Below are 11,653 nucleotides of genomic sequence, written 5' to 3'. Positions count from 1 at the left end.
GGTCCGGCAAAATAACAATGGCAAGGTCTGGGGGGATCGGGTGTCACGCTACGACAGATATGTGCTGTCACAGTATCTGCTCTTCTTTGGCTTCTTTGCCTTGATTCTGGTGGCCGTATTCTGGGTCAACCGGGCTGTTGTCCTGTTCGACACGCTAATCGGCAACGGCCAGTCGGCGCTGGTGTTCCTGGAGTTCACTGCGCTCACCCTGCCGAACCTGATCCGCATGGTGCTGCCGATTGCCGCCTTTGGCGCTGCGGTCTGGGTCACCAACCGGCTGAACAGCGAAAGCGAACTCACCGTGCTGCGCGCCACCGGCACCAGCCCCTGGCAAATGGCGCGCCCGGCGCTGGCGTTCGGCGTCATCACCGCGCTGATGATGTCGGCACTGACCCACTACCTGCTGCCCGCCTCGATCAGCCAGCTTGAGGTGCGCGAAAGCGAGGTATCCCGCAACATCACCGCCAAGCTGCTGAGCGAGGGCGACTTTCTTCACCCTGCCGATGGCGTGACCTTCTACATCCGCCAGATCGACCCCGATGGCACCTTGAACGATGTATTCCTGTCGGACCGCCGCGATCCGGAGATGACGGTAACCTATACCGGCGCCCGTGCCTTTTTGGTGCGAGACGGCGCCAGCGCGCATCTGATCATGGTGGAGGGGATGGCGCAGCGGCTGGACCACAAAACACAGCGGCTTTCGACCACTTTCTTCTCAGATTTTTCCTACGATATCAGCTCACTCGCCCGCAAAGCTGAGAACCCGGCCCGCAATATCCGCGCCATTCCGAGCCTCGAGCTGATGACCAGCACCGCAGCGGTTACCAAAAGCGACGGCTATTCCGCCGGTGCTCAGGCCGAAGAGCTTCACCTGCGCTTTGCCCGCGCCCTGGTCTGCATCGCGGTGACGCTGATCGGCTTCTCCGCACTGATGCTGGGCACTTTCTCGCGCTTCGGGGTCTGGCGCCAAGCCTTCCTTGCCTTCGTCGTGCTGATCTTCATTGAAGGCCTGCGCGGCGTGGTCTCCGAACCGGTGCTGCAAGACCCCAGTTTGTGGCCGCTGATCTACCTGCCCACTCTGTTGGGGTTTGCAGTGGCACTGGTCTTTCTGATCCTGTCGGCCCGCCCGAAACGCATTCGTGGCCGGGCACCGGAGGCCGCGGCATGAAGCTGGACATTTACTACGCGCGCCGTTTTCTGCAGTGGTTCATGGTGATCGTTGCTGTCCTGATGACTTTGGTGGTGCTGATCGACCTGAACGAGCAGGTCCGCCGGTTCGAAGCGGTTGACCTCAGCCTTGCCCAGCTGGTTGGCCTGACGCTGCTGAACATTCCGGCAGCACTTAGCGAGTTTCTTCCGCTGATCATGATCCTCAGTACTATCGTGCTGTTTGTCGGCCTTGCCCGCAGCAGCGAGCTGGTGGTCACCCGTGCCATTGGCCGCTCCGGCATCCGGGCGCTTGCGGCGCCAGTGCTGATGGCCGCCGTAATCGGCGGCCTTGCGGTCACCATGCTGAACCCGATCGCAGCCGCCACTGCCAACCGCTATCAGGATCTGGCTGAGACGTACCACAACGGCGGCCCCTCGGCGCTGTCTCTCAGCGGTGAAGGTTTGTGGCTGCGCCAGGGCGGGCTGCGCGGCCAATCGGTTATTCATGCCAAGGGGTACAGCGGCGATGCCGCCGACATAACCCTGTTTGACGTGTCGATCCACGCCTACTCCAACGCCGGTGGTCCGGTCCGCCGCATCGTTGCCGACAGTGCGCGGCTGGACGGCACCAAATGGGTTCTGACCAATGCCAAGGCCTGGCCGCTGACGGCTGGCATCAACCCCGAAACCGGCGCCGCGCAGCATGACGAACTGCAACTGCCGACAACGCTGACAACCGACCGCATCCGGGACACACTGGGCACAGCCAGCGGCATCTCGATCTACGATCTGCCCTCCACCATTCGCGAGCTGTCCGCAGCAGGCTTCACCACCAAACGCTATGAAGTCCGCCTTCAGGCTGAATTGGCCCGGCCGCTGTTCCTGATCGCCATGGTGCTGGTCGGCGCGTCCTTCACCATGCGGCATGCCCGGTTTGGCGGCACCGGCCTTGCAGTGCTGATGGCCGTGCTGTTGGGATTCGGGCTTTATTTCATCCGCAATTTCGCGCAAATCCTTGGCGAGAACGGGCAAATACCGGTGGCCCTTGCCGCCTGGGCTCCCCCTGCCGCTGCGATACTATTGACCTTAGGACTGCTTCTCCATGCCGAAGACGGGTAATTTGCGCCGCGCCCTGCTGCTTTCTGCCGTGCTGCCCTGGCTGGTGCTGTCCCCCCCTGCCCTGCAGGCCCAGACTGCCGTGCCGCCGGATCCGGCCCAGCCCGCGATGCTGGTTGCAGACCAGGTTTTCATCACCCCGGACCGCACCCTCGTGGCCGAAGGCAATGTCGAAGCATTTCAGGGCAACATCCGGCTCCGCGCCAAGAAGATCACCTTTGACCAGACCACAGGCACGCTGCAGATCGAAGGTCCGATCCGCATCGACCAGGACGGTGACATTACGATCCTGGCCAATGCCGCCGAGCTGGACCAGGATTTGCGCAATGGCCTCCTGACTGGGGCCCGCATGGTGTTCCAGCAGCAGCTGCAGCTGGCCTCGCTGCAGATGACACGGGTCAGCGGCCGCTATACGCAGCTTTACAAGACGGCTGTCACCTCCTGCCATGTCTGCGACGACGGCCGCCCGCCGCTTTGGCAGATCCGGGCAGAACGGGTGACCCACGACCAGCAGGAACGGCAGCTGTATTTCGAAAGTGCCCAGCTGCGGGTGCTGGATGTGCCAGTATTTTACTTCCCGGCAATCCGCCTGCCGGATCCTTCGCTGGAAAGGGCCAGCGGTTTTCTGGTTCCTTCGGTGCGCTCCACTTCGAACCTCGGAACCGGGCTGAAAATTCCCTACTTTTTCACCCTCGGTCCGCACAAGGATCTGACCGTGGCGCCTTATATCTCGTCCAGAACGCGAACACTGGACTTGCGCTACCGCCAAGCCTTCCGTCGCGGCCGGATCGAGTTCAATGGCGCCTACACCCGGGACGATCTGTATCCGGATCAGGACCGCGGCTATATCTTCGGCGACGGCCAGTTCGACTTGCCGCGCGACTACCGCTTCACCTTCGACGTCAAAGCGGTCTCAGATGATGCCTATCTCGAAGACTACGGCCTGCCGGACCTTGACCGCCTGCGCTCGCGGGCAGAGCTTGCCCGGATCCGCCGCGACAGCCTGTTCCGCACGTCACTGACCCACTACAAGACCCTGCGTGACAGCGAAGTCCAAAGCGATATCCCTTCCGGCATCGCAGAGGCCTTTTACCAGAAGCGGTATTTCCCTGCCCTGACCGGCGGTGAAATGCGCCTTACACTTCAAGGCCACGGCCATCACCGCAGCTCCAGCATTGAGGCCACCGCGACCGACGCCAACGGCCGCGACCTTGCCCGGCTTTCGGCTGACCTCAGCTGGCACCGGACCTGGAAATTCGGCTACGGCATTCTGGCAGAGGCGGAGCTTGGCGCCGCGGCGGATGCTTTCCGGGCCTATGATGACGCCTTTTTCACAGAGGATGTCACCCGTCTGACCCCCCGCGGAGCGATGACCTTCCGTTTGCCGATGACCCGGCGTGAAGCCAGCGGCGCGACCCAGTACCTGGAACCGATCCTGCAGCTGGGCTGGCGCGATGAAGGCGGCGGTGATGTCGTTAGTGAAGAAAGCCGGTTCGTCGAATTCGATCAGGGCAACCTGCTGTCACTGTCCCGCTTTCCGTCGACCGATGCGCGTGAGGACGGGTTCACCCTGGTCTATGGCACCAACTGGGCGCGCTATTCCCCGAACGGCTGGCAGGCTTATGCCACGATCGGCCAGGTGCTGCGCAGTGAGGACGACACCCGTTTCACCAAAAGCTCGGGCCTCAGCGGCACTTCTTCCGACCTTCTGCTGGCCGGGCAGATCAAATTCGGCGACGGGCTGGCCCTCTCCAGCCGCGGGCTGCTGAACGGCTCGCTGAACTTCTCCAAGGCCGAAGTCCGCGGCGAGTGGCACACACACCGCTCCAGCCTGTCCGGCACCTACTTGTGGCTGGGCACCGATCCGGACGAGGACCGGGTAGAGGAAAGTTCGGAAATCTGGGTCGACGGGCGCTATGATATCAACCCCAGCTGGTCCGCCAGCGCCCGGCTGCGCTATGACATTGCCGGCGCCCGCGCCACTCGCGCAGGCCTCGGCGTGGCCTATCAGAATGAATGCGTAACGGTCGACCTTTCGGTCAACCGGCGCTATACCTCAACAACAAGTGTTGAGCCGACAACGGATTTCGGCTTTACCATCTCCCTCAGCGGTTTCTCCGTGAAGAGCGGCAACAAACAGTACAGGCGGTCATGCAGCAAGACGTGAATACCCGGTTCCCGGCTCCCTTCCTTTCCCGTGCTCTCAAATCCGCAGCCGCGCTGGCGCTGGCCGCGGGTCTTTCGCTGACCGGCCTGCCGGCAGCGGCGCAGAACCTCTTTGCCCCCGCAATTACAGTAAATGACGAGGTCATCACCCGCTACGAGCTGGAGCAGCGCGCCCGCTTTCAGTCGGCACTGCGGGTGCCGGGCGACCCGCTGGAGACCGCCCGCGAGGAGTTGATCAACGACCGGCTCAAGCTGGACGTGCTGAAGCAGGCAGGGATTGAACTGTCCGATGAGGATGTCACCGCCGGCATGGAAGAACTGGCGGGCCGCGCCAACCTGTCGCTGAATGAGTTCCTGACAGCCTTGCAGCAGCAGGGTGTTGCGCCGCAAACGCTGCGCGACTTCACTGAGGTCGGACTAGGCTGGCGTGAATACACCCGCGCCCGTTTCCTGTCCCAGGCCCGCCCCACTCCGGAAGAGATCGACCGCGCTATGGGCAGCGCAGGCACCGGCAGCGTCCAGGTGCTGCTGAGCGAGTTCATTGTCCCGATCAACGAGCAGAACGCTGCCCAGGTCGAGGAGTTGATCGAACAGGTGGCAAGGCTCAAGAGCTATGACAGCTTTTCTGCAGCTGCCGCTCAATACTCCGCCGCGGCCAGCCGCAATGAAGGCGGCCGCCTGCCCTGGATGCCGCTGACCAAACTGCCGCCGCAACTGCAGGAAGTCGTGCTGGCACTGAAACCGGGCGAAATTTCAGAACCTCTGCCGCTGCAGAACGCCGTGGCGCTGTTCCAGATGCGCGGCGTCCGCGAGGTCGAAGGCGCCGCACCGCGTTACACCGCAATTGAATACGCCGCCTACTACCTGCCAGGCGGGCGCACACCCGAAGGGCTGGCAGCCGCGCAGAAGGTTGTGAACAATGTCGACACCTGCGAGGACTTCTATGGCCTCGCTCAGGGCCAGGACCCCTCTGTGCTGGAGATCCAAAGCCTGCCGCCCGCCGACATTCCCCGCGACATCGCGCTGGAATTGGCCAAGCTTGATCCCAGCGAGACCTCGACTGCGCTGACCCGCAACAACGGCCAGACCCTGATGGTGCTGATGCTGTGCGGCCGCACTGCCGACCTTGGCGAAGGCGCCAACCGCGAAACCGTGGCTAACGCGCTTACCGCACAGCGGATGACTTCGCTGACCGACAGCTTCCTGGAACAACTGCGGTCGGATGCGCGGATTGATATCAAATGAGCCTGTCCGGGCCTATTGCCCTCAGCTGCGGAGAGCCCGCAGGCATCGGCCCGGAAATCGCCGTCAAGGCTTGGCAGGCGCTGCGGGACAGCTGTCCGTTCTTCTGGATCGGTGATCCCCGCCACCTGCCCTCCGGCACACCCGTCCGGGAAATCTCTTCCCCGGCAGAGGCCGCTGCAGCCAGTGCCGGCAGCTTTCCGGTTCTGCCCATGGCCTTCGGCGGCAGCGCTGCCAAGGGCACCGCGGACCCGGCCAATGCTGCGGGCGTCATCCAATCCATTGAGACCGCCGTGAGACTGGTCCAGGGTGGTGAAGCCGCCGCCGTTTGCACAGCCCCCTTTCACAAGAAGGCACTGATCGACGGCGCAGGCTTTGCCTATCCCGGGCACACCGAATTCCTCGCCGCTCTGGCGGGCCGCAGCCGGGTGGTGATGATGCTCGCCAGCGAGCAGTTGCGGGTGGTGCCGGCAACCATCCACATCGCCTTGTCGGACGTGCCCGCCACGCTGACCCCGGAAACGTTGCGTGAAACGATCGAGATCACAGCTGCCGGCCTGCAAAGCCAGTTCGGTATTGCCTCCCCGCGCATCGCTGTCGCGGGCCTCAACCCGCACGCAGGCGAAGGCGGCGCCATGGGCCGCGAGGAACTGGACTGGATCAACGGTCTGATCACGCAGTTGCAAAGTGAGGACCTGAACGTCACCGGCCCCCATCCGGCCGACACCATGTTCCACGCCGCCGCCCGCTCCCGCTATGACGCGGCGGTCTGCATGTATCACGATCAGGCATTGATCCCGATCAAGACGCTGGATTTCGACCGCGGCGTCAATGTGACTCTGGGGCTGCCCTTTATCCGCACTTCACCAGATCACGGCACCGCATTCGACATCGCGGGCACCGGACAGGCCAACCCCTCCAGTCTGATTGAGGCGCTGAAGCTGGCGCGGGCCATGGCCGCCAGCACTTGATTCTTCCCGTTACCGGAAATATCCCCGCCGGAGGCATGAAAATTTTGGCGCGCGCCGTGCGCCCAGTCCCAAGGTCCAGATGATATGAGCGCTATCGACAGCCTGCCCCCCTTGCGCGAAGTGATCGCCACGCATCAGCTGTCGGCCCGCAAGTCGCTGGGCCAGAACTTTTTGCTGGATCTGAACCTCACCGCCAAGATCGCGCGGCAGGCCGGCGATCTGACCGGCTGCGACGTGCTGGAAATCGGCCCCGGCCCCGGTGGCCTGACCCGCGGATTACTGGCCGAAGGAGCCCGCCGCGTGCTGGCGGTCGAGAAGGACCAGCGCTGCCTGCCCGCCCTGCAGGAGATCGCAGAGGCGTATCCAGGCCGCTTTGACGTGATCAACGGCGACGCGCTGGAGATCGACCCGCTTGAGCACCTCACCCCGCCGATCCGCATCGCCGCAAACCTGCCCTACAACGTCGGCACCGAACTGCTGGTGCGCTGGCTGACGCCCAAGGACTGGCCGCCGTTCTGGCAGAGCCTCACCTTGATGTTCCAGCGCGAGGTTGCCGAGCGCATCGTGGCGCAGCCCGGCTCCAAGGCCTATGGCCGTCTGGCGATCCTGGCGCAGTGGCGGGCGGATGCGCGTATCGTGCTATCGCTCCCGCCAGGCGCCTTCACCCCCCCGCCCAAGGTCTCCAGCGCCGTCGTGCATCTGGACGCCCTGCCCGAGCCGCGCTTCCCGGCGGATGCCGCCATCCTGTCGCGGGTCGTGGCGGCCGCCTTCAACCAGCGCCGCAAGATGCTGCGCGCCTCGCTCAAGGGCATCTCACCTGATATCGAAGCACATCTGACCGCGGCCGGGATCCCGCCCACCGAGCGCGCCGAACAGGTGAGCCTCGAGGCCTTCTGCACCTTGGCGCGCGAAGTCGCCAAGGCCTAACCCTCTTTTCCAGAAATGCTGCCGGAGCCCGATTTTCAGATGACCCAAGCCGTTGCCGCGCGCCCGACCCTCCTGTCTGTGAACGTCAATGCGGTCGCCTACCTGCGCAACCGGCGCGAAGTGCCCTGGCCGGACCTGATCGACATCTCCCGCGCTATCCTGCAGGCCGGTGCCCACGGCATCACCGTGCACCCGCGCCCGGATGAGCGGCACATCCGCTTTTCCGATCTGCCTGCCCTGTCCCGCCTGATCGCCGAGGAGTTCCCCCAGGCCGAGTTCAACATCGAGGGATACCCAACCAGGCATTTCATCGACCTGGTGCTGGAAAACAAACCCCATCAAGTAACGCTGGTCCCTGACACACCGGAGCAATCCACCTCCGACCATGGCTGGGATTTTGCCGCCGATGGCGAGATGCTCCTGCCCATTGCGGAGGAGTTCAAGGCGGCCGGCATCCGGGTTTCCTACTTTGTGGACGCAAACCCCGCTGATCCGGCGCTCGCGCAGCAGGCAGGCGCCGACCGGATCGAATTCTACACTGGCCCCTACGCGGACCAGACTGACCCCGATGCCACCATCCGCGAATTGGATATGATCCGGGATACCGCGAACGAGGCCCGCGCCCTTGGCAATCTGATGATGAATGCAGGCCACGACCTAACCGTCGAGAATCTGCCCGGCCTGCGCCAGGCCATTCCCGATCTGGCCGAGGTCTCCATCGGCCATGGCCTGACAGCAGATGCGCTGATGCTGGGCTTCCCGGAGACCGTCCGCCGCTACCTGCGTGTGCTGGGCCACGACGCCTGAACAGCCAGCCGAAAATTCCGCAAAAGAAAACCCCCGAAGCACTCAGCTTCGGGGGTTTTGCTTTTCTGACCGCTACCGAATTACTCAGCAGCTTCCGCAGGGCCATCCTCGGCCTTCGGCTTCGGTTTGGCGCGCGGGCGGCCTGGTTTCTTCGGCGCCGGGGCGTCACCGCCCTCGCCTGCCGCCTCTGCCCCCTCAGCCTTGGCTGCGGGCTTGCGGGTGCGGGTTTTGCGGGCCGGCGCCTTCTTCGGCGCAGCCTCTTCAGCCCCCTCAGCCGGTGCCGCACTCTGGCTCTCCGGCGTTTCAACCAACCCGCTGTCCTGGCCATTGCCATTGTCGCCGCGCGGGTCAATCACCTCGGGCTGCGGCGCGCTGGCCGGGTCGCTGTCTGCCGCGGCAGAGGCCGCAGCCTCGCGCTCCTGGCGTTCCAGCCGCTCCGCCCGCTCGCGGTCGCGCTCTGCCTGGCGCTCGCGGTTCTGGCGTTCCTGTTCCTCGCGGCGCGCTTCGATCTCGCGCTGCGCCTCGTTCAGCATCCGCAGGTAATGCTCTGCATGCTGCTGGAAATTTTCTGCTGCAACGCGGTCATTGCTCAGCTGCGCATCGCGGGCCAGCTGATTGTACTTGTCGATGATCTGCTGCGGGGTTCCGCGCACCTTGCCTTCGGGACCGGAGCTGTCGAACACCCGGTTGACCACATTGGCGCCATTCGGGCGGTTCCGGTTCGACTTGGAGCGTGAACGTGATTTGGACGATCTCATATGCCTATCATAAGCCTTGAGTTAATGCGCCGTTGACCCTATGCAGCGCGCCTCAGCGCCGGATCGTTAGCTTTTTTGGGCTTGATGCCGCGGGAATGCTCGAGAAGCGTTCACCTCTATACGGCTCATCTTGAGTAACCATGTTCCGAAGCCCCAGACAAGGGGGCCAAAAGGATTTTCTGTGTTTTTTCGACCGAATCTGCGGAATTTCGCGCTAAAATCCGCGATTTGAGGAGGAATGCGCCCGCACCACCCGGTCGCGCCCGTCCAGGTCCTGCAGCACTGCAATGCCGCTGAACCCGGCAGTTTCCAGCAGCGCGCTGACCGCCTGGCCCTGGGTTGGGCCGATTTCAAGCAGTATCCGGCCGCCCTCTGCCAGATGCGCCGCCGCCTTTGCAGCTATCTGCCGGTAGGCGCCCAATCCGTCGCCGCCATCGGTCAAAGCGATGCCTGGCTCATGCCCGCGCACCTCCGCGGATAGCCCCTCCATCTCGTCCAGCGCGATATAAGGCGGGTTCGACACGATCAGGTCAAACTGCCCCTCGACCTTTTCGAACCAGTCCGATTGCTGGATATCGGCGCGCGCCTCGACCCGGTGCAGAACCGCGTTGGCGCTGGCCTGCAGGCAAGCCGCCTCGCTGATGTCGACGCCCAGCCCGGTGGCCTCTTGCCGTTCCGCTAGCAGAGTCACCAGGATGCAGCCGGAGCCGACGCCCAGGTCCAAAACCCGCGCGTAAGGTTCCGCCAGCGCTGCCTCGATCAGGATTTCGGTCTCCGGCCGCGGGTCCAGAACATCCCGCGAGACCTTGAACCGGCGCCCGTAAAACTCCCGCTCGCCGATCAGATGCGAAACCGGCACCCGCACCGCCCGCAGTGAAATCAGCTGTTCATAGCGTTCGGCGATTTCCGGCGCCAATTCCTCCGGCGCGATCAGCGTCACCCGGCTGGCCTCGATGCGCGCGGCATGCGCCAGCAGCACCCGCGCATCGCGTGCCGGATCCTGCACCCCCGCAGCCCGGAGCTTGGCTGTTGCTGCTGCCATTGCCTGTGCCGCGGTTTCTGCCATGCTCACTGCCCCATCTCGGCCAGAAGCCGCGCCTGATTGTCCGCGGTGAGCGCGTCGATGATCTCCTCCAGATCGCCGCCCATCACCTGATCCAGCTTGTAGAGCGTCAGGTTGATACGGTGGTCGGTCATGCGCCCCTGAGGGAAGTTATAGGTGCGGATGCGTTCGGACCGGTCGCCGGAGCCGACCTGGCTCGCGCGGTCGGCTGAGCGTTCGCTGTCGATCCGCTGGCGTTCCAGATCATAGAGCCGCGTCTTCAGCACCTGCATGGCAATCTCGCGGTTCCGGTGCTGTGACTTCTCCGAAGAGGTCACAATCAGGCCGGTCGGCAGGTGGGTGATCCGCACGGCAGAGTCGGTGGTATTCACGTGCTGCCCGCCGGCCCCCGACGCGCGCATGGTATCAATGCGGATGTCATTGGGGTCGATATGAATGTCCACATCCTCCGCCTCCGGCAGCACCGCCACGGTAGCCGCTGATGTATGGATACGCCCGCCGCTTTCGGTCGTTGGCACCCGCTGCACCCGGTGCACCCCGGATTCATACTTCAGCCGTGCAAAGACGTTTTCACCCTTGATATGGGCGACCACTTCCTTGATGCCGCCCAATTCGGTCACCTGCTCCTCGATGATGTCGAACTTCCAGCCCTGCCCCTCGGCATAACGCTGGTACATCCGCAACAGATCGCCGGCAAACAGCGCCGCCTCGTCACCGCCGGTCCCTGGGCGGATTTCCAGCATCGCCGGACGGCTATCGGCGGCATCTTTGGGCAGCAAGGCAAGCTGCAGCGCGTGCTCAGCCTCCGGGATCGCGGCCTTCAGCTCCGGGATCTCCTCGGCGGCCAGGTCCTTCATGTCCGGGTCCGCCAGCATCGCTTCCGCCTCTTCCAGATCGCTCAGCAGCTTACGGTAGGCCGTCACCTGTTCCACCACCGGGCGCAGGTCGGAGTATTCCTTAGCCAGCGCGGCAATATCCCCGCCCCCGGCGCCATCCGCCATCGCGGCTTCAAGATACTGAAACCGCTGCAGGATCTGTTCCAGCCGTTCTTCGGGAACCATGGGCGCGCCTATTGTTGTTCATGTTTTGGCCAAGTGACCCCCATGTGATATGCTAGAGCCATGCGACATGCCAGAGCCCTTATTGCCACAATCCTTCTCACCCTGCCCGGCCTGGGGCTGGCGGATGTGAAGGGTCCGGGCGGCAAGACCATCGACTGCTACTGCACTGACAAATCCGGCTCCCGCGTGGAGCTGGGAGAGCTGCGCTGCCTGCAAGTGGACGGCCGCATGTTCATGGCGCAATGCCAGATGTCTCTGAACGTGCCGATGTGGCGCGAGGTGCAAAGCAGCTGCCTGTCGGCGTCGCTGGGGGATGAGCCCGGCATGTCGAGCGTCCCGCCAGAGCCACCTCGACTCTGAATTGCAGAACCAGATGTGTTGATGCGAATAAGT

At 63.8% G+C, this 11,653-nt stretch carries 11 protein-coding genes; 8 read left to right on the top strand and 3 right to left on the bottom strand.

What is annotated here, in order from left to right; translation table 11 throughout:
• Nucleotides 1-40: 40 nt before the first annotated feature.
• From lptF to RA21_RS01315, 7 genes are all read left to right on the top strand, one after another.
• Nucleotides 41-1,168, top strand: a complete 1,128-nt coding sequence (gene lptF, locus RA21_RS01345; RefSeq protein WP_019298531.1) for an LPS export ABC transporter permease LptF — start codon at nucleotides 41-43, stop codon at nucleotides 1,166-1,168.
• A complete protein-coding gene (gene lptG, locus RA21_RS01340) occupies nucleotides 1,165-2,268 on the top strand; it encodes an LPS export ABC transporter permease LptG (protein WP_039145651.1) in 1,104 nt (367 codons plus the stop codon). Before lptF ends, lptG begins: the two co-directional genes overlap by 4 nt.
• Nucleotides 2,252-4,432 (top strand): LPS-assembly protein LptD, encoded by a 2,181-nt coding sequence (locus RA21_RS01335; RefSeq protein ID WP_193748042.1) that lies wholly within the window; start codon nucleotides 2,252-2,254, stop codon nucleotides 4,430-4,432. The genes lptG and RA21_RS01335 overlap by 17 nt, the downstream gene beginning before the upstream one ends.
• Nucleotides 4,417-5,676 (top strand): peptidylprolyl isomerase, encoded by a 1,260-nt coding sequence (locus RA21_RS01330; protein WP_039145649.1) that lies wholly within the window; start codon nucleotides 4,417-4,419, stop codon nucleotides 5,674-5,676. Before RA21_RS01335 ends, RA21_RS01330 begins: the two co-directional genes overlap by 16 nt.
• On the top strand, nucleotides 5,673-6,644 hold the full coding sequence (pdxA, locus tag RA21_RS01325) for a 4-hydroxythreonine-4-phosphate dehydrogenase PdxA (RefSeq protein ID WP_039145647.1): 972 nt from the start codon (nucleotides 5,673-5,675) through the stop codon (nucleotides 6,642-6,644). Before RA21_RS01330 ends, pdxA begins: the two co-directional genes overlap by 4 nt.
• Before the next feature lie 84 nt (nucleotides 6,645-6,728).
• The gene (gene rsmA, locus RA21_RS01320; protein ID WP_039145645.1) at nucleotides 6,729-7,571 is read left to right on the top strand and encodes a 16S rRNA (adenine(1518)-N(6)/adenine(1519)-N(6))-dimethyltransferase RsmA; all 843 of its coding nucleotides are present in this window, start codon (nucleotides 6,729-6,731) and stop codon (nucleotides 7,569-7,571) included.
• 39 nt (nucleotides 7,572-7,610) lie between these two features.
• Nucleotides 7,611-8,378 (top strand): pyridoxine 5'-phosphate synthase, encoded by a 768-nt coding sequence (locus RA21_RS01315; protein ID WP_039146451.1) that lies wholly within the window; start codon nucleotides 7,611-7,613, stop codon nucleotides 8,376-8,378.
• A gap of 80 nt (nucleotides 8,379-8,458) precedes the next feature.
• Here RA21_RS01315 and RA21_RS01310 read toward each other — a convergent pair whose 3' ends face one another.
• The 3 genes from RA21_RS01310 to prfA all read right to left on the bottom strand — a co-directional run bounded on the left by RA21_RS01310 (nucleotide 8,459) and on the right by prfA (nucleotide 11,260).
• Nucleotides 8,459-9,136: a DUF4167 domain-containing protein gene (locus RA21_RS01310; protein ID WP_039145643.1), complete on the bottom strand. Its 678-nt coding sequence runs from the start codon at nucleotides 9,134-9,136 to the stop codon at nucleotides 8,459-8,461.
• Nucleotides 9,137-9,350: 214 nt separating this feature from the next.
• A complete protein-coding gene (gene prmC / locus RA21_RS01305; RefSeq protein ID WP_193747161.1) occupies nucleotides 9,351-10,202 on the bottom strand; it encodes a peptide chain release factor N(5)-glutamine methyltransferase in 852 nt (283 codons plus the stop codon).
• 2 nt (nucleotides 10,203-10,204) lie between these two features.
• Nucleotides 10,205-11,260, bottom strand: a complete 1,056-nt coding sequence (gene prfA, locus RA21_RS01300) for a peptide chain release factor 1 (RefSeq protein WP_019298540.1) — start codon at nucleotides 11,258-11,260, stop codon at nucleotides 10,205-10,207.
• Between the two features lie 60 nt (nucleotides 11,261-11,320).
• Here prfA and RA21_RS01295 point away from each other — a divergent pair, with 60 nt between their 5' ends.
• Nucleotides 11,321-11,620 (top strand): hypothetical protein, encoded by a 300-nt coding sequence (locus tag RA21_RS01295; protein ID WP_039145640.1) that lies wholly within the window; start codon nucleotides 11,321-11,323, stop codon nucleotides 11,618-11,620.
• The last annotated feature ends 33 nt before the right edge of the window (nucleotides 11,621-11,653 follow it).

Source organism: Leisingera sp. ANG-DT (assembly GCF_000813785.1).
Lineage (GTDB): Bacteria > Pseudomonadota > Alphaproteobacteria > Rhodobacterales > Rhodobacteraceae > Leisingera.
This window is presented reverse-complemented; position numbering and strand designations above follow the sequence as displayed.

Bases quoted from the DNA above. Each gene is read 5' to 3' on its own strand.
- lptG (WP_039145651.1), top strand. From the start codon at position 1,165: ATGAAGCTGGACATTTACTACGCGCGCCGTTTTCTGCAGTGGTTCATG.
- RA21_RS01335 (WP_193748042.1), top strand. From the start codon at position 2,252: ATGCCGAAGACGGGTAATTTGCGCCGCGCCCTGCTGCTTTCTGCCGTG.
- RA21_RS01330 (WP_039145649.1), top strand. From the start codon at position 4,417: ATGCAGCAAGACGTGAATACCCGGTTCCCGGCTCCCTTCCTTTCCCGT.
- pdxA (WP_039145647.1), top strand. From the start codon at position 5,673: ATGAGCCTGTCCGGGCCTATTGCCCTCAGCTGCGGAGAGCCCGCAGGC.
- rsmA (WP_039145645.1), top strand. From the start codon at position 6,729: ATGAGCGCTATCGACAGCCTGCCCCCCTTGCGCGAAGTGATCGCCACG.
- RA21_RS01315 (WP_039146451.1), top strand. From the start codon at position 7,611: ATGACCCAAGCCGTTGCCGCGCGCCCGACCCTCCTGTCTGTGAACGTC.
- RA21_RS01310 (WP_039145643.1), bottom strand. From the start codon at position 9,136: ATGAGATCGTCCAAATCACGTTCACGCTCCAAGTCGAACCGGAACCGC.
- prmC (WP_193747161.1), bottom strand. From the start codon at position 10,202: ATGGCAGAAACCGCGGCACAGGCAATGGCAGCAGCAACAGCCAAGCTC.
- prfA (WP_019298540.1), bottom strand. From the start codon at position 11,260: ATGGTTCCCGAAGAACGGCTGGAACAGATCCTGCAGCGGTTTCAGTAT.
- RA21_RS01295 (WP_039145640.1), top strand. From the start codon at position 11,321: ATGCGACATGCCAGAGCCCTTATTGCCACAATCCTTCTCACCCTGCCC.